The sequence below is a fragment of the Mesorhizobium sp. LMG 17147 genome, assembly GCF_024297145.1.
Taxonomy (GTDB): Bacteria; Pseudomonadota; Alphaproteobacteria; order Rhizobiales; family Rhizobiaceae; genus Mesorhizobium.
In genome coordinates this window covers 685934-703500 of record NZ_JANCTC010000002.1, presented here as the reverse complement: position 1 = coordinate 703500, position 17567 = coordinate 685934, and the positions used below count along the sequence as shown (strand labels likewise).

Here is a 17567-nt window from a genome sequence, read left to right as displayed (position 1 = left end):
ACGGAATTTCCGTAGATAAGCCGCTTGCCGGCTGCGGGTTCCACCGCCTCTTGATCTCTTGGTTCCAGCCTATCGCCGCCGCCGTGCAACGAAGACGTGCGTCATCACGCCTTTTCTAGGACGACCGGTATGACGTCGACCGCCTGTTCGCCGACCTGCCCGCCCGTGGTTTTCAACACGCCGACGATCGGCGCCACATCGGAGTAGTCGCGGCCATAGCCGACCGTGATATGGTCGTTGCTTGCCCGCATGCCATTGGTCGGATCGAATTCCTGCCAGCCGGCATCGCGTCCGCACCACACCTTGACCCAGGCGTGCATGGCGTCGGCGCCTTCGAGCCGCGGCTTCCCGCGCGGCGGGATGGTGCGGAGGAACCCGCTGACATAACCCGCGGGAATGCCGAGGCCGCGCAGGCCGGCGATCATGATGTGGGAAAAATCCTGGCAGACGCCGCGCTTCAGGCCGAAGGCGTCGCTGGCCCGCGTCTGCACGGTGGTCGCCTCGCCGTCATAGGTGAAATCGCGGTGAATGCGGTTGCACAGAGCCATGGCCGTGCCGACTGTCGAACTGCCGGCACTGTCTTTCGCATAGGCAGTGATTGCCGGGTCGATGCCGGCATGATCGCTGGCGGCCAGAAAGTGATGCGGCGAAGCCGGCGCCAGCGAGTGCACGGCGCCGAGTTCTTCCCTCAGCCGGCGTATGTCCGGCGATACGTCGAGCCCGGGCTCCGGCCGCGACACTGAAACACGCGCGCTCATCCTGATGTCGAGCGCATCATGCGCGTCACGAAAGGCGATCGAGGTGACACTGTTGCCGAAAAAGTCGGAAAAGTCGAAGCGTTCGCTGGGCGCCGGCACAAAAGACAGTGAAGCGGCGACGACGCGCTGCACGCCAGGGATGGTCGGCGGCAGCACACGCACCTGATGGCGGCCGCCGCCGGCCGCCGCATCATAGTCGTAACGCAGGTGAAGCCGGATGTCGTAGAGCATGCTGTCTCTACCCGAAATAGGCTTTGGCGAGGCTGTTGTAGAGCCCACCGATTTCATTGGCGAGATCGCCGAGGGCCTCGGCCGTCATGTCCGAGGGCTCCTTGATGGCGATCGATGTGTTGAGCTGCAGAATTTCCTTGGCCGCCGGCGACATATGGCCTTCACCGCCGACGGCTGGCAGCAGCGCGATTTCGGCCTTCAGCCGTTCGAGCTGGAAAAGGATCGAGCGCGGGTTGAGCGGATCGAGCGCCAGAAGGTCGACCACCGTGCGCCGCCCCGCCTGCACCGGATATTGCCGACGGTGCGTCATGACGCTGTCGCCGATCTCCAGCATCATGTCGAGTGCGCCTTCAGGCGCCTGGGCTCTGGTCAGCCGGGCGAGCGTGCGGGCGATCTGGATGCCGCGTTCGAGCCTGCGGCCGATTTCGAGGAAACGCCAGCCGGCAAAGCGGTACATGTTCTCGTGCAGCAGGCCGGAAAACCCGGCCAGCTTGCGCAGGATCACCGTCATTGCCCTTGTCGCGTCATCGCCCGGCGCCACCGTGGCGGCAAATTGATGGATGGTCTTCGACAGATCCTTCAATGCCAGCCAGCCATCCGGCGAGAAACGGTCTCGGATCTGTCCGGCACTGTAGACGGCGCTGTCCAGGGTGCTGATGAGCCCCAATGGGATTGCCGTCTCGACATCGATGCCGAACGGCGCGAGATGGTCCCTGATATCGGCGAGCAGCGGCATCTCGGGATCGGATGTCTCGGCCAGCCGCACATGGTAGGCGCGCAGGATGCGCACCGTGTCTTCCGACCGCTCGATATAGCGCCCAAGCCATGTCAGGTTTTCCGCCGCGCGGCTGGGCAGGCTGCCTGGCAAGGTTCGGGTAAAGCTGTCGTGCTCCTGCGGCAGCAGCGTCTCGCGCTCCACCGGCCTGTCGCTGACCACCCAGACATCCGCCGCCTGGCCGCCGCGCTGCATGGCGATGGCCGTCGGGTCGAGCGAAAAGCCGACACGGGCAAAACCGCCCGGCATCACGGTCCAGCCTTCGGGCGTCCGCGCCAGATAGACGCGCAGGCTTGCCGGCCGCGGCTCCAGCCAGCCGCCGACATAGACCGGGGTGGTCGATAGCGTCACCGCTTCCTGGCCGACAAAGCCGCCGCCGTCCTGTTCGATCCGGGCGACGAGTTCGGCCCGTTCCTCCACCGACAGCGCTGACCCGAGCTTGGTCGAGCCGTCGTCCTCGAAGGCAAGCCGCGTCGACAGCGCCGGGCCGATCACCATGCTATCGATATTGGCGAGCACATGCTCGCGCTCCGCCTCCTGCCCGCACCACCACGTCGCGACGGTCGGCAGCAGCAGCTCCTCATTGCGCAGGGCGCGCGAAATCTTCGGCAGGAAGGCGAGCAGCGCGCGTGTCTCCATCAGGCCGGAGCCCAGCGCGTTGACGGCCGAAACCGCCCCCTGCCGAACCGCTTCGACCAGCCCCGGCGTGCCGATCTGCGAGTCCGGCCGCAGTTCGAGCGGATCGGCGAAGGCGGCGTCGAGCCGCCGCCACAAGACGCTCACCGGCATCAGCCCCGAAACCGTGCGCACCATCAGCCTGCCGCCCGAGACAGTCAGGTCCTCGCCCTCGAGCAGCATGATGCCGAGATAGCGAGCGATATAGGCATGTTCGTAATAGGTTTCGTTCAGCGGTCCCGGCGTCAGGATGGCGACACGGCCACCGGCTTGCTTGGCCATGCCGATCAGCGCATCGCGAAAACGGCGGAAGAAGCCGGCCAGGCGGTGCACATGCATTTCGCCGTAGATGTCGGACAGCGCCCTTGTGGTGGCGACGCGGTTTTCCAGTGCGAAGCCGGCGCCGGAAGGGGCCTGTGTGCGGTCGCCAAGCACCCACCAGCGGCCGTCCGGGCCACGACCGAGCTCGAAGGCGCAGAAATGCAGGAAATGGCCGCTGGCCGGCCTGGTGCCGACGACCGGCCGCAAATATTCCGGGCTGGCCGCGATCAATCCGGCCGGCAGAATACCTTTCTCGACCAGCCGGTTCGGTCCGAAAATGTCGGCGATGGTCTCCTCGAACAGATCGGCGCGCTGGATCAGGCCGGCGCTGATGTCAGCCCATTCCTGCTCCTCGATCAGCAGCGGCACATGCGCCAGCGGCCATTCCCGCTCGTTGGCGCCGGCCTTGTCGTAGACTCGGTAGTAGACGCCGGCATCGCGCAGGTACTGGTCGGCGCGGGCGAAGCGCTGGGCAAGCCTTTCCGGCCCCAGGTCCTCCAGCGCCTCGATGAAGTGCCGCCAGGCCGGCCGCGGATTGCCCGACGCATCGACCATCTCGTCGACGACGCCGTCGATCGGCTGGTAGCGCTCCAGCAGACTGTGGGTCTGCGGCTTGCTGCGCAGCCTTTTGTGATTCCCCTTCGCCATGGCTGATCAGAGTCTTTGCGGTCGCCGAAGGTCAAGGGTCATCGGGAAATCTTCAGAGGCTTCTTCGTTGCGCAGCACATAGCTGGACGGCGTATGGCCACGCGGCTCGAAGCGGGCGAGCCGCCGCGCCTCCGCTTCGTTGCCGTTGACGGGGAACGTGTCGTAGCTGCGCCCGCCGGGATGCGCGACGTGGTAGACGCAGCCGCCGACCGCGCGGCCCGACCAGCGGTCATAGATGTCGAAGACCAGCGGCGTGTTGACCGGCAGCGCCGGATGCAGGCCCGACGCCGGCTGCCAGGCTTTGAAACGAACGCCCGCCACCGCGATCTCGCGGTTGTCGGTCACCTTCATCGGCACCAGGCGGCCGTTGCAGACGACCGCGTAACGCTCCGGGTTGAGCCCCTCGGTCTTCACCTGCAGCCGCTCGACGGAGGAATCGACAAAGCGCACGGTGCCGCCGATCGCGCCTTGCTCGCCCATGACATGCCACGGCTCCAGCGCTTGCCGCAGTTCCAGCTTGATACCGGCATGCTGGACCTCGCCGCAGAACGGGAAGCGGAATTCGAGCTGGGCGTCGAACCATTCCGGACGGAACGCAAAGCCGTTCAGCTTGAGGTCGTCCAGCACATCGAGAAAGTCAGCCCAGACATAATGCGGCAGCATGAAACGGTCGTGCAGCGAGGTGCCCCAGCGCACGAAGCGGCCGTCGAGCGGGTTCTTCCAGGCCCGAGCGATGATGGCGCGCACCAACAATTGCTGCGCCAGGCTCATGCGCGCGTTGGGCGGCATCTCGAAGCCGCGGAATTCGACCAGCCCGAGCCGGCCGGTCGGCCCGTCCGGCGAAAACAGCTTGTCGATGCAGATTTCCGAGCGATGGGTATTGCCGGTCACGTCGGTCAGAAGGTTGCGGAACAGCCGGTCGACCAGCCACGGCAGGGGTGCCGCGCCCTTGTCCGGATGCGGCACCTGCGCCATCGCGATTTCGAGTTCGTAGAGCGAATCGTGGCGTGCCTCGTCGAAGCGCGGCGCCTGGCTGGTCGGGCCGATGAACAGGCCGGAGAACAGATAGGACAGCGACGGATGCCGCTGCCACTGCAGCACCAGGCTTTTCAACAGGTCGGGGCGGCGCAGGAACGGACTGTCATTGGGCGTTGCGCCGCCGACGACGACGTGGTTGCCGCCGCCGGTGCCGGTATGGCGGCCATCGATCATGAACTTGTCGGCGCCAAGCCGCGTCTGCCGCGCCTCCTCGTAGATCGCCGTGGTCGTCGCCACGCAATCCTGCCAATTCGCAGCGGGGTGGATATTGACTTCGATAACGCCGGGATCAGGTGCCACACGGATGACGTTGAGGCGCGGATCGTGCGGCGGGCCGTAACCCTCGATATGCACAGGCAGGCCAATAGCCTTTGCCGCGTTCTCCGCCGCCGCGACCAGTTCGAGATAATCCTCCAGCGCCTCGACCGGCGGCATGAACACACAAAGCCGTCCGTCGCGCGGCTCGACCGAAAGTGCCGTGCGCACGGCGCCACCGATCTCGGTGATCTCCTGTTCGACGCGGTCCTGCTGGCCGGTGGCGGCCGTGAAGGAAACGGCCTGCTGGCGTCGCGCCATTTCGTCGGCGCCTTCAAGTTCGGCCGACGCAGGCGAAGAAGCAGAACCGGGCAAGATCGCCTCACGCGCCGGCAATGGTCCGCGCGGCAGCGATGGGTCGACCGGCACGATGTAGGGGAACTGCGCCGGCGGCACGTAAGGCAGCGTGCCGAGCGGCAGGCGGTAACCTACCGGTGAATCTCCCGGCACCAGGAACAGCCTGCCGCGCCGCGTCTTCCACTTCTCCGAGCGCCAGCGCGGTCCTGACGCCTGGCTGTTCCAGCGCTGGACAGGCAGCACATAGCCCGACGGCTTGGTCAGCCCGCGTTCGAACACCCGCGCCATGCGGCTGCGCTCCTCCGGGTCCTCCAACTTCGAATTGGAAGGATCGACGTTGTCAGGCAGCTTGCCTTCCTTGAGCAGCCATTCGGCGGGGTCCTCATAGGCTTCGCTGACCATCGTCTTGTCGATGCCGAGTTCGTCGGCAATCGCGGTCAGCAGGCTCTCGGCCTGCATCGGTCCGACATCCGCCTCGCTCTTTTCATGCGCGATCAACGACGGGTCGCTCCACACCGGCTCGCCGTCGGTGCGCCAGTAGAGCGAGAAGGTCCAGCGCGGCAGGCTTTCGCCGGGATACCACTTGCCCTGCCCGTAATGCAGGAAGCCGCCCGGCGCGAAGCGCTCGCGCAGCCGGCGGATCAGCGCATCGGCCTTTTCGCGTTTGGTTGGCCCGACGGCGGCGGTGTTCCACTCTGCAGCCTCGAAATCGTCGATCGAGACGAAGGTCGGCTCGCCGCCCATGGTCAGCCGCACGTCGTCGGCATCAAGCGCGGCGTCAACCTGGTTGCCCAGCGCATCGAGCGCCTGCCAGCTTTCGTCGGAAAACGGCTTGGTAATGCGCGGATGCTCGGCGATGCGGTCGACCCGCATGTCGAAGCCGAACTCGACATTGGCGAAGCTCGCCATGCCGGAGATCGGCGCGGCATTGCGGAAATGCGGCGTTGCCGCGAGCGGCACATGGCTTTCGCCGGTGAGCAGGCCGGAGGTCGGGTCGAAGCCGATCCAACCGGCGCCCGGCAGATACACCTCGCACCAGGCATGGAGATCGGTGAAGTCGACGGCGGTGCCGGGCGGTCCGTCAAGCGCGACGAGGTCGGGCTTCAGCTGGATCAGATAGCCGGAGACGAAGCGCGCGGCGATGCCGAGGTTCCTCAATATCTGCACCAGGAGCCAGCTGGAATCCCGGCACGACCCCCTGCCGGCGGCCAGCGTTTCCTCGGGCGAGAAGACGCCGGTTTCCATGCGCACGATGTAGGCGATCTCGCGCTGCAGCCGCGCATTGAGGTCGACGACAAAATTGACGGTGTTGGTCGGGCCGCGGTCGAGGGTTTTGAGGAATGCCTCCAACAGCGGCCCCGCCGGTTCCGGCGTCCGGTAGATGGTCAGATCGTCCCTGGTCTCTTCGGGGTATTCGAACGGAAACGTCTCGGCCGAGGGCTCGACGAAGAAATCGAACGGATTGTAGACCGTCATGTCGGCAACGAGATCGACCTCGATCTTCAGTTCCGTCACCGGCTCGGGGAAGACGAAGCGGGCAAGGAAATTGCCGTAGGGGTCCTGCTGCAAATTGACGAAGTGATTTGCCGGCCCGACCTTCAGCGAATGGCTGAGCACTTTCGTGCGGGAATGCGGCGCAGGCTGCAACCTTATGACTTGCGGGCCCAAGACGACCGGCCTGTCGTATTTGTAGTGGGTCAGGTGATAGACGGCTGCCAGAATTGCCATGGTGCCCCTGAGGTCGGTGTTTCAAAAGGAGTTCGCTGAACCCTGACACGAATGCTGAGCATTCTCCAAGCAGAGATGTTGCGCTGCACCTAAATTAAGCAGCTTTCATAGCTTCACGAAACGGAGCGCCGACCCGGGATTCCGCAGTGTGGCGGCAAGACGTTGCAACGCTGCAGAGCCGAAGTGCGGCGGGTCAGCACCGGGCGCTTCCCGCCGATATCGATGATCGGCAGCACACGCGATGCTTCGTCGAAAACAGCGGAAAAGAAAAACCCGCCTCGGCGGGCGGGTCGTTGGAGCCAATTAGCACCATATCCGAATTAGTAGCATAGCTGCCGGCACAAAGCAAGAACAAAATGTGGCACCGTCGTCGAAAGCTGCCGATCGCCGGCCTTGCGGGGGGATACAGGCAATGGCGCCCTGGAAGCGGAGGACCCCTGCCAATGCTAGAAGAACGCCTGCAACCCGGTCTGCGCCCGCCCGAGGATCAGCGCATGCACGTCATGCGTGCCCTCATAGGTGTTGACGGTTTCCAGGTTCTGGGCGTGGCGCATGACGTGGTAGCCGATCTGGATGCCATTGCCGCCATGCATGTCGCGGGCCTGGCGGGCGATGTCGAGCGCCTTGCCGCAATTGTTGCGCTTGACGAGCGAGATCATCTCCGGCGCCATCTTGCCTTCATCCATCAGCCGCCCGACGCGCAGGCTGCCCTGCAGGCCGAGCGCGATCTCGGTCTGCATGTCGGCGAGCTTCTTCTGGAAAAGCTGCGTCCCGGCCAGTGGCTTGCCGAACTGCTTGCGATCAAGGCCATACTGGCGGGCGCGGTGCCAGCAATCCTCGGCCGCGCCCATCGCACCCCAGGAGATGCCGTAGCGCGCCCGGTTGAGGCAGCTGAACGGTCCTTTGAGACCCGAGACATTGGGCAGCAGCGCATCTTCGCCGACCTCGACGCCTTCCATCACCACTTCGCCGGTGATCGATGCGCGCAGCGACAGCTTGCCGCCGATCTTCGGTGCCGACAGCCCTTTCATGCCCTTTTCCAGGACAAAGCCGCGAATCTGGTTGTCATGCGCGCCCCCAGTTTCGTCGGACAACTTTGCCCAGACGACGAAAACATCGGCGATCGGCGCGTTGGAAATCCACATTTTCGAGCCGGAGATCCTGTAGCCGTTCGCGGTCTTCTCGGCCCGCGTCTTCATGCCGCCCGGGTCGGAACCGGCATCAGGTTCGGTCAAGCCAAAGCAGCCGATCCATTCGCCCGACGCCAGCTTCGGCAGGTATTTCCTGCGCTGTTCTTCCGAGCCATAGGCATGGATCGGATACATCACCAGCGACGACTGCACGCTCATCATCGAGCGATAGCCGGAATCGATCCGCTCCACTTCCCGCGCGACCAGCCCGTAGGTGACGTAGTTGGCGCCGAGCCCGCCATATTCCTCGGGGATGGTAATGCCGAGCAGACCCGCCTCGCCCATTTCGCGAAAGATCCCGGCGTCGGTCTTTTCCTCGAGGTAGGCTTCCTCGATCTTCGGAGCGAGCTTGTCGGCTGCAAACGCCGCGGCGCCATCGCGCACCATGCGCTCGTCCTCCGAAAGCTGGTCCTCGATCAGGAAAGGATCATCCCAGACGAATGCGTTCTTGTCGGCGGCCATGGCTCTCGGTCTCCCAAACTCATGCATGTCGCCCAAAGCTTGCCCGCGGGCCTGACCCGAGGGTGTTCGGCAGCCTGGAGATAACGACATGCATCGAAACAGAAATCTTGAAACGCGCGGCTTATCGGCTCCCGTCCTGAAAAAATCAAACGAAATAGCTTCGCCGATCCATGAGCATTGGTGATGGATCATCAATGTCGAGCGCCGCCGTCTGACCTGCCACAGCCCGGCTCGCGAATTATTTCCGCTTCAACGCATCGGCCAACGCGGCACCGAACGCGCCCTGCTGCGCCGGCCGCTCCGGCTGGCGTTGGGGCGCCGGCGCGCGCGGCACCGGCCTGCTGCCATTGTCGCGTGGCTTCGGTGCGCCACCGTCGCCATCCTTGCGCATCGACAGGCCGATGCGCTTGCGCTTGATATCGACGTCGACGACACGCACTTTGACCACGTCGCCGGCCTTGACCACCTCATGCGCGTCCTTGATGAACCGATCAGCCAGTTGCGAGACGTGCACCAATCCGTCCTGGTGCACGCCGATATCGACGAAGGCACCGAAGGCCGCGACATTGGTGACGGTGCCTTCAAGCTGCATGCCGGGCTTCAGATCCTTGATGTCGTCGATGCCATCGGCAAAGGTCGCGGTCTTGAAGCCGGGGCGCGGATCGCGGCCGGGCTTTTCCAGCTCCGCCAGGATGTCGCGCACCGTCGGCAGGCCGAAGCGCTCATCGACGAAGACGCGCGGATCGAGCGCCTTGAGTGCGGCGCTGTCGCCCATCAGAGAGCGAACGTCGCGCCCGCAGGCCGCAACGATCTTCTTGGCCACGCCATAGGCTTCCGGATGCACGGCGGAGGCATCGAGCGGCTCGCTGCCGTCGGGAATGCGCAGGAAGCCGGCGCATTGCTCGAACGCGCGGGGTCCAAGGCGGGAGACCTTCAACAGCTCCCGGCGGTTTGCGAACGGGCCGGTCGCGTCCCGGTGCGCGACGATCGCCTCGGCCAGCGATGCGCCGAGACCCGAAACCCGCGCCAGAAGCGGCGCTGACGCCGTGTTGAGGTCGACGCCGACGGCGTTGACCGCATCCTCGACCACCGCTTCCAGCGAGCGGCCGAGGCGGTACTGATCGACGTCGTGCTGATACTGGCCGACGCCGATCGACTTCGGCTCGATCTTGACCAGTTCGGCGAGCGGATCCTGCAGGCGCCGGGCGATCGACACCGCCCCGCGCAGCGACACGTCGAGGCCGGGAAATTCCGCCGCCGCCGTTGCCGAGGCGGAATAGACCGAGGCACCGGCTTCGCTGACGATCACCTTGAGCGGCTTCGGCCCGGACCCGGCAGGCATGTCAGCCAGCATGTCGGCCACCAGCCTTTCGGTCTCGCGGCTGCCGGTGCCGTTGCCGATCGAGATCAGCTCGACTTTATGCAGCCGGATGAGCTTGGCCAGTTCGGCCTGCGTGCCGCGGACATCGTTCTTCGGCGGGAACGGATAGACCGTCGTCGTCGCCAGCAGCTTGCCGGTGCCGTCCACCACCGCCACCTTGACGCCGGTGCGAATGCCCGGATCGAGGCCCATCGTCGGCCGTGAGCCGGCAGGGGCGGCAAGCAGCAAATCCTTGAGATTGCGGGCGAAGACATGGATCGCTTCTTCCTCGGCCCGTTCACGCAAGTCCCGCATCAGATCGAGCGTCAGGTGCAGCGACAGCTTTATGCGCCAGGTCCAGCTGGCTACTTCCATCAGCCAGCGGTCTCCCGGCAACTGGCGGCCGATGGCATAAGCATCGGCAATCATCCGCTCGACCGGCTTCACCGGCGAGGCATCGTCGGCATCGACCTCGATGTCGAGCGACAGAACCTCCTCGTTGCGGCCGCGCAGCATGGCCAGCGCGCGATGGCTCGGCACGTTGGCCCAGCGCTCGACATGGTCGAAATAGTCCGAAAATTTGGCGCCGGCCTCCTGCTTGCCGTCGACGACGCGCGACCGCAGGAATGCGCGTTCCTTCATATAAGTCCGCAATCTGCCGACCAGGTCGGCATTCTCGGCGAACTGCTCGGACAGGATGTCGCGCGCACCCTCGAGCGCTGCCTTGGCGTCTGCCACGTCTTCGCTGATGTAGGCCAGCGCCAGCTCGGCGGGCATGGCCGTACGGTCGGCGAGAATAGCTTCCGCCAGCGGGCCCAGCCCACGCTCGCGCGCGATCTCAGCCTTGGTCCGGCGCTTCGGCTTGTAAGGCAGGTAGATATCTTCGAGTTCCGCCTTGGTCACGGCAGCAGCGATTTTCGCTTCAAGCTCCTCGGTCAGCTTGCCCTGCTCGCGGATCGAACCAAGGATGGTGTCGCGGCGCGCGTCGAGTTCGCGCAGATAGGCGAGCCGCTCGGCAAGATCGCGCAGCTGCGTGTCGTCGAGGCCGCCGGTGACCTCCTTGCGGTAACGCGCCACAAACGGGACTGTCGCGCCGTCGTCCAGCAAACCGATCGCCGCCGCAGCCTGTTCGGGCCGCGCGCCGATTTCGGCGGCTATGATGGTTGCGATGCGCTTGATGTCGGATGCCATGTCCTACCTGTCGTTGGTCGAAAAGAGCAGCGACCATAGGCGGAGACGCCCGCTGCGCCAACCGCAGCGTTTTCAACCCGCTGAAAGGTCCACAGGAAAGCTGCATAAGCGGTACGGATCGGATCAGACCATCCGGCTCAGCGCCTCGAAGAAAGAAATCAAATCCAGATCGAGCGGATCGTCGACCGGTACCGGCTGCGACGACATCTTTGCGATCACCATTTCAGCCATCGGATTGACGTAAAGCCACTGGCCGTGGATGCCGATGCCGCAGAAGGCGCCGCTTGCCGCGCCCGTCTGGTACCATTTGTTGCGATAGCGGCCACGCGGAAACAGGGACGCCATCGTACCGCGCCGCCATGCCTCGGCGTCACCGCCGGTTTCGGTCGTGTCGCGCATCCAGGCTTCCGGCACGACGCGGCGGCCATTGGCCACGCCGCCTTGCCGCATCATCTCGCCGACGCGCGCAAGGTCGCGCGGTGTCACCGAAATGCCGCCGGCGGTACGCGCCGTGCCTTCCATGTCGACTGTCACCGAGGCGTCGCCGACGGCGCCGAGCGGCTCCCATAATTTCTCGCGCATCAGATCGGCGAAACGCTGGCCTGACGCGCGTTCGAGCAGGATGCCGAGCAGGTCGGAATTGGGCGAAAGGTAGCGGAACGTCCGGCCATGCGGCTCGGTCAGGCCCTGCAGCGTCGTGAGGAAAGTGGCCAGGCTCTCGGTACCCCCGCCTGGATTCCACAGCATTGCACGGCGATAGCGGGCGAAGGCGCTTTCCGGATCGAGATAGGCCTCTTCGAAATCGAGGCTGACACTCATGTCGAGCACGTGCCGCACACGCGCATGGCCATAGGCCGAGCCGGCGGCTTCGGGCAGGTAGCGGCTTACCGGAGCCTGCGGATCGAAAATCCCCTCGCCTTCCAATATGCCAGCAACAATGGCGGTCAGCGACTTGCTGATCGAAAAGACGATGTGGCGCTCACCGAACTCCATATGCGGTGCAAACCAGTCGCCGACGAATTTGCCGGCTTTCATGATCGTCAGCGCGTCGGTGTCGGAGCGCGCGAGAAACGCCGCGACAGTCTCCGCGCCGCCTGCCAGAGTGACCCTTTCGCCAAGTAGCCCGCCGAAATCCTGCGCCGGCGCCTCGCTGCTGCCCGGCCTTGCCGTCACGGCAGCGCTCGGCACCAGCTCGCCGACATTCTGGAACGACCACCGGCTGAACGGGCTTTCCCGCCAATTGCCGAGCAGCACTTGGTTTCGGGCAAAGCCATACCTGGTCTCGAACGCGGTCTTGCCGGTCATAGCGTTTCCTTCAGTATCTTTTGGCCGAGTTTCAGGCGAGCGCCGCGGCGATGGCGTGCACCGCTTTCAGCGTCGCCACAGAATAGGCGACGTTAGTGAAATCCGGATAGCTCGAAAGCTTGACCACGACCATTTTCGTATCCCAGTCGATGTGGATCAGCTGCCCGAACACGCCACGGCACATCAGCGCCCGCGACCGCGGATCCTCGATCCAGAACTGGTTGCGATAGCTGCCTTCCGGCAGGCTGGGGCTGAAGTCCGGCCCATGCCTGCCATTGCGCGTCGCCTCGATCCACTCGGCCGGCACGACGCCGCCGCCATTGTCGAGGATCAGCTGGCCGAAGCGGCCATAGTCGCGCAGCGTGGCGTTGAAGCCGCCATCGGCAACCGCATAACCGGCGCTATCGACGGTGAAGCAGGCACTTTCATCTGCGCCGAGCTTTTGCCAGAGCTCTTCCGAGACCAGCTGCGCCAGGCGCTTGCCGCTCACCCGTTCCATGATGAAGGCAAGCACGTCGGTCTCGATCGAGCGGTATTCGAAGGCAGCGCCGTGCGGCCGGCTCTTTTCCTTGAGCCCCAGGATCAGTTCGAACATATGCGATGGCCAGCGCAATTCCGGATCGCAGTCCGGCGGCACCGGCTTCCAGCCGGTGGCGACATCGACCTGGCCGATGTCGGAATAGGGGTCGGTGTATTCCTCGGAAAAGCGCACCCCGCTCGTCATGTCGAGCACATGCTGCACGCTGGCGCCCTCCCAGCCGGTCGCTTCCAGCTCCGGCAGATAGGTGGTCACCGGCAAACCCGGATCGATCAGTCCGCGTCCGACCAGAATGCCGAAGACCGATGCGGTGACCGACTTCGCCATCGACTGCGACAGATGCAGCGTGCGCTCGGTCATGCCGTTGAAGTAGCGCTCATAGGCGACCTTGCCGCCCTTCAGCACCAAGAAGCCGTCGGTGTAAGTCTCGTCAAGCAGTCCAGCCAGCGTCGTCGGCTGCCCCATGCTGTCGCCCACCGGCAGCACGTCGAGATCGACCTCGGCTCGCTCCAGCCTGTGGCGATGGCCATTGCCGCGCCAGACCTCGACGGTCGGCAGGATTTCGCGAATATGCTGGAACGCCCAGCGGTTCCATGGCGGCCGGTCCCAGTCGAGCTTCGGCGGCACCATCCGCGGCGGCGAACCCTGCATGATCGGCGGCGCCGGTTCGCTGTTGCGATAAGAAATCATAGGCAGTCCGATCGCCGGGAAAAGGCCCGGCGGCAATTGCCGCCGGGATTCGTCCGGATGTGGATTACTTCTGCAGTTCGGTCCAGATCTTGCTGTAGATGGCCTGCACTTCCTCTGAACACAATTTTTGCAGCTCGCCATGCGCCTTGACGTCTTCCGGGATGATGACTTCCGGCGCATCCTTCATATCGGCTGGCATGTACTTGTCGGAACCGGCAATGCCGTTGGCGTAGCGGTGGAAGGCGGACAGGCCGGCGGCGTTTTCCGGATCCATGATGAAGTTCTGGAACAGCTTGGCGTTCTCGACATTCTTTGCGTCCTTCAGGACCATGACATTGTCGCTCCAGAGGCCAAAACCTTCCTTGGGATAGAAATAGTGGATCTTGGGATTCGCCAGCCGCTGGCGCAGGGCTGAGCCGTTCCAGTCGCTGGTTGCCTTGAAATCGCCGGCGCCCATTTTCTCGATGGTATTGTATTCCATCGCGATCCAGTTCGGCTTGGCGGCAACCAGTGTGTCACGCACCTTTTTCAGCGTTTCCTTGTCGCTGGCGCATTGCGCGCCGCCGACATATTTGGTCGCCGCGAACATGACGTCGTTCATTTCCGGCACGACGTTGACCTTGCCCTTCAATTCGTCGGGTGTGTTGAAGATGATGCCCCAACTGTCCGACGGCCCCTTGTAGACATCGGTGTTCACCACGATGCCCACCGTGCCCCAGGCCCACGGCACGGAATATTTGCGGCCGGGATCGAAATCGGGATTGGCCCATTCTGGCGCCACGTTCTTGAAGTTCTCCATCTTGCCGGGATCGGTCTCCTGCACGAGGCCTTCCTTGATCCAGATCGGCACGAAGGTTTGCGAAGGCACCGCGATGTCGAAGCCGGTGCCGCCCTGGCGAACTTTGGCCAGCGCCGTATCGTTCGAATCGTAATCGGTGATGGTCACCTTGACGTTGTATTTCTGCTCGAACTTCTTGATCACGTCGGGGCTGGTGTAGTTGCCCCAGTTGTAGATGTTGAGCTCACCGTCGGCGCGAGCAAGGCTCGTCGAGGCGAGCAGCGCCAGCCCGATGGCGGTCGCCGTGGTCTTCCAGTTCATGGTCTTAGCTCCCATTTTCATGTCTAGTCCCGTTTCCTGCTGATGAAGAAAAACAACGTCACGATGGCGACCGACAAGAGCAGGAACACGGTCGATATCGCGTTGATCTCCGGCGTTATCCCTCGACGTATCTGGCCAAGCATGTAGGTCGGCAGCGTGTCCTGGCCGCCCGATTTCACGAACTCGGTGATGACAACATCGTCGAGCGAGATGACGAAGGCCAACATCAGTCCCGCCAGAATGCCGGGCCACAGCAGCGGCAACGTGATGCGCCTGAACGTCTGCCACGGCGTCGCATAGAGATCGGCGGCGGCGCGCTCCAGCATCAGGTCCATGTTCTCCAGCCGCGCCCGGATCGGCAGATAGGCAAAGGGAATGCAAAACGCCGTATGCGCGGCGATCAGATAGCCGAGCCCCGAATAGCCGGTGAATATCTTTATGCGCGAAAAAAAGATCAGCAACGCCACGCCAGTGACGATCTCGGGCACCATCAAAGGCTGGTTGATGGCGGCATATTTGAAGGTCAGGCCGGGATAGGGTGGCGTGCGCGTGGTAGCGAGCGCCGCCATGGTGGCGAAGACCGTGGCCAGGATCGCCGCCGTGGCGCCGATCTGAAAGGAGCGCAAGGTGGCGTCTATGACTTGCGTGTTCTGCCACGCCGACTGAAACCATTTGAGCGAAAAGCCGCCCCATTCCGACGTCGAGGTCGCGGCGTTGAAGGCATAGACGACGAGCACGACGATCGGCAGATAAAGCACGACGAAGCAGGTGGCGGCGATCGCGGTGAAGCCGGACTGATGCCTGATGGAGAAGCTGCTAGCCATGACGCATCTCCGATTGTCCGGCATTGCGCACATAGGCAAGCAGCGCCACCATGACGATGACCATCACGGCGATCGACAGCGCCGAGCCGAGCGGCCAGTTGCGGCCTTGCCCGAACTGCAATTCAATCAGGTTGGAAAGCATCATGTTCTTGCCGCCGCCCAATAGGCTCGGCGTGACATAGGCGCCCAGCGCCGGGATGAAGACGAGGATCGAGCCAGCGACGACGCCGGGCTTGACCAGCGGGAAAATGATGCGCCTGAGCACCTGGAAGCGCGTCGCATAAAGATCGTAGCCGGCTTCGACCAGCCGGAAGTCGAGCTTCTCCATGCTGGCATAGATCGGCAGCACCATCAGCGGCAGATAGACATAAGCCATGCCGATAAGGATCGCCGTGTCGGTGAAGAGTATCTGGATCGGCGTAATGCCGATCTTGAGCAGCACCGTGTTGATCAAACCCTCGTTGCGGATGATCTGCAGCACGGCGAAAGTGCGGATCAGCAGGTTGGTCCAGAACGGTATGGTGATCAGGAACAGCCAGAGATCGCGCGTCTTCTCGCTGCGCGTTGCCATGAAATAGGCGGTAGGAAAACCAAGGACGAGGGTCGCGAGCGTGGTCACGATGGCAAGCTTGATCGAGCGCCAAAAGATGGTGACATGGGCAGCGGCGAGCGACAGCGTGTCGTCGAAGATGTCGCGTTCCATGAACACCGAAATCCACGCCTCCGGCGAGAATTGCCACTTCACGTCGCCATAAGGCCCGGGTGTCAGGAACGAATAGACCAACACGATCAGCAATGGGCCGGTCGCTGCCAGGAAGATGATCAGCAGGGCCGGCGCCGACAGCAGCCAGCGGTCGCGGATGTCGCGCCGTTCGGCCGCCTTGGCGACTTCTTCCGCGCTCGCCATCAATCCCTCAGCACTTGCGCGGCGTCGTTGCCGATCGAGACGCCGACCTTGTCGCCCCGCTCGAAACCGCAGCCTGCGCTGCGCGTGTTCTGCTGGCGCACGGTGAAGGGTTCGCCGCTGTCAAGTTGGACATGAATATGCGTGTCGGTACCGAAATAGACGATGTTTTCGACGGTTCCGGAAAGATCGCCCTTGCCGCCGGTCAGCTTTGCGTGTTCCGGCCTGACCACCAGGGTGGCATTCGCCTTCGGCTGGAAGCCCTCGGCCACCGTCGCGTCGATCGTCGCGCCGGACTTTAGTGTCGCGCGCGCCTTGCCGTTGCCGATGCCGGTGATGGCCGCGGTCAGGAAATTGGTTTCGCCGATGAAGTCGGCGACGAAGCGCTCGGCCGGCTTGTCATAGATGTCCCAGGGCGTGCCGATTTGCAGTATCTTGCCGGCCGACATCACGGCGATGCGGTCAGACATGGTCAGCGCTTCTTCCTGGTCGTGGGTGACGAAGATGAAGGTGATGCCGGTCTGGTGCTGCAGCCGTTTCAGTTCGATCTGCATTTCCTTGCGCAGCTTGTAGTCGAGCGCCGACAATGGCTCGTCGAGCAACAGCACTTTTGGCTGCGGCGCCAGCGCGCGCGCCAGTGCCACGCGCTGCTGCTGGCCGCCGGAGATCTGGCTGGTGCGGCGGGCGCTCAGCGCTTCCATCTTGACCAGCTTCAGCATCTCGGCGACGCGCGCCTTGATTTCGGTCTTCGGCTTGCCCAGCATCTCAAGGCCGAAGCCGATATTCTCGGCCACCGTCATGTGCGGGAACAGCGCATAGGACTGGAAGACGGTGTTGACCGGCCGCTTGAACGGCGGCAGCGGCGCGATGTCCTGGCCGTGCAGCAGGATTTCGCCTTCGCTGGGGAAGTCGAAGCCGGCGATCAGCCGCAGCAGCGTTGTCTTTCCGCAGCCCGACGGTCCTAGCAGCGTGAAGAACTCGTTCTCGCGGATCGACACCGAAACCGTGTCGAGGGCGGCGACTTGTGCGTCCCCGATACCGAACACCTTGCGGACGCCGCGAACCTCGATTGCACTCTTACCCGGTTGATCCGGCACGCATTACCCCATTCTCATGTCCGCTCTTGATGGCGGATCCAGTTCCCATTCGATTGTCAGCATATGCCGGTCGGCTTGGCAACCATGCATCTGGGCCTCGGTTCAGAACGCAAGCCCCATG

General features: G+C 63.8%; 11 protein-coding genes. All 11 read right to left on the bottom strand.

The genetic code is table 11. The features are described from left to right. Window positions 1–104: 104 nt before the first annotated feature. Entirely contained in the window at window positions 105–989 is an 885-nt protein-coding gene (locus NMG46_RS07240; protein WP_254817005.1) for a transglutaminase family protein, read from the bottom strand. 7 nt (window positions 990–996) lie between these two features. Further along, the gene (locus tag NMG46_RS07235) at window positions 997–3408 is read right to left on the bottom strand and encodes a circularly permuted type 2 ATP-grasp protein (RefSeq protein WP_254817004.1); all 2412 of its coding nucleotides are present in this window, start codon (window positions 3406–3408) and stop codon (window positions 997–999) included. A gap of 6 nt (window positions 3409–3414) precedes the next feature. Beyond that, window positions 3415–6786 (bottom strand): DUF2126 domain-containing protein, encoded by a 3372-nt coding sequence (locus NMG46_RS07230; RefSeq protein WP_254817003.1) that lies wholly within the window; start codon window positions 6784–6786, stop codon window positions 3415–3417. Between the two features lie 446 nt (window positions 6787–7232). Next, window positions 7233–8438: an acyl-CoA dehydrogenase gene (locus NMG46_RS07225; RefSeq protein WP_254817002.1), complete on the bottom strand. Its 1206-nt coding sequence runs from the start codon at window positions 8436–8438 to the stop codon at window positions 7233–7235. Window positions 8439–8676: 238 nt separating this feature from the next. Beyond that, a complete protein-coding gene (locus NMG46_RS07220) occupies window positions 8677–10989 on the bottom strand; it encodes a Tex family protein (RefSeq protein ID WP_254817001.1) in 2313 nt (770 codons plus the stop codon). A 123-nt stretch (window positions 10990–11112) separates the two neighbouring features. Continuing rightward, window positions 11113–12294: a serine hydrolase gene (locus NMG46_RS07215; protein ID WP_254817000.1), complete on the bottom strand. Its 1182-nt coding sequence runs from the start codon at window positions 12292–12294 to the stop codon at window positions 11113–11115. A 31-nt stretch (window positions 12295–12325) separates the two neighbouring features. Continuing rightward, entirely contained in the window at window positions 12326–13522 is a 1197-nt protein-coding gene (locus NMG46_RS07210) for a serine hydrolase (RefSeq protein WP_254816999.1), read from the bottom strand. Window positions 13523–13586: 64 nt separating this feature from the next. Beyond that, entirely contained in the window at window positions 13587–14621 is a 1035-nt protein-coding gene (locus NMG46_RS07205; RefSeq protein ID WP_254816998.1) for an extracellular solute-binding protein, read from the bottom strand. Between the two features lie 23 nt (window positions 14622–14644). After that, window positions 14645–15445: an ABC transporter permease gene (locus NMG46_RS07200; RefSeq protein WP_254816997.1), complete on the bottom strand. Its 801-nt coding sequence runs from the start codon at window positions 15443–15445 to the stop codon at window positions 14645–14647. After that, a complete protein-coding gene (locus NMG46_RS07195) occupies window positions 15438–16352 on the bottom strand; it encodes an ABC transporter permease (protein ID WP_254816996.1) in 915 nt (304 codons plus the stop codon). The genes NMG46_RS07200 and NMG46_RS07195 overlap by 8 nt, the downstream gene beginning before the upstream one ends. Continuing rightward, window positions 16352–17446, bottom strand: coding sequence for an ABC transporter ATP-binding protein (locus NMG46_RS07190; RefSeq protein ID WP_254816995.1), 1095 nt, complete (start codon window positions 17444–17446; stop codon window positions 16352–16354). Before NMG46_RS07190 ends, NMG46_RS07195 begins: the two co-directional genes overlap by 1 nt. Window positions 17447–17567 lie beyond the last annotated feature (121 nt).

Excerpts from the sequence above, each read along its gene's own strand:
- NMG46_RS07240 (WP_254817005.1), bottom strand. The coding sequence starts at position 989 with ATGCTCTACGACATCCGGCTTCACCTGCGTTACGACTATGATGCGGCG.
- NMG46_RS07235 (WP_254817004.1), bottom strand. The coding sequence starts at position 3,408 with ATGGCGAAGGGGAATCACAAAAGGCTGCGCAGCAAGCCGCAGACCCAC.
- NMG46_RS07230 (WP_254817003.1), bottom strand. The coding sequence starts at position 6,786 with ATGGCAATTCTGGCAGCCGTCTATCACCTGACCCACTACAAATACGAC.
- NMG46_RS07225 (WP_254817002.1), bottom strand. The coding sequence starts at position 8,438 with ATGGCCGCCGACAAGAACGCATTCGTCTGGGATGATCCTTTCCTGATC.
- NMG46_RS07220 (WP_254817001.1), bottom strand. The coding sequence starts at position 10,989 with ATGGCATCCGACATCAAGCGCATCGCAACCATCATAGCCGCCGAAATC.
- NMG46_RS07215 (WP_254817000.1), bottom strand. The coding sequence starts at position 12,294 with ATGACCGGCAAGACCGCGTTCGAGACCAGGTATGGCTTTGCCCGAAAC.
- NMG46_RS07210 (WP_254816999.1), bottom strand. The coding sequence starts at position 13,522 with ATGATTTCTTATCGCAACAGCGAACCGGCGCCGCCGATCATGCAGGGT.
- NMG46_RS07205 (WP_254816998.1), bottom strand. The coding sequence starts at position 14,621 with ATGAACTGGAAGACCACGGCGACCGCCATCGGGCTGGCGCTGCTCGCC.
- NMG46_RS07200 (WP_254816997.1), bottom strand. The coding sequence starts at position 15,445 with ATGGCTAGCAGCTTCTCCATCAGGCATCAGTCCGGCTTCACCGCGATC.
- NMG46_RS07195 (WP_254816996.1), bottom strand. The coding sequence starts at position 16,352 with ATGGCGAGCGCGGAAGAAGTCGCCAAGGCGGCCGAACGGCGCGACATC.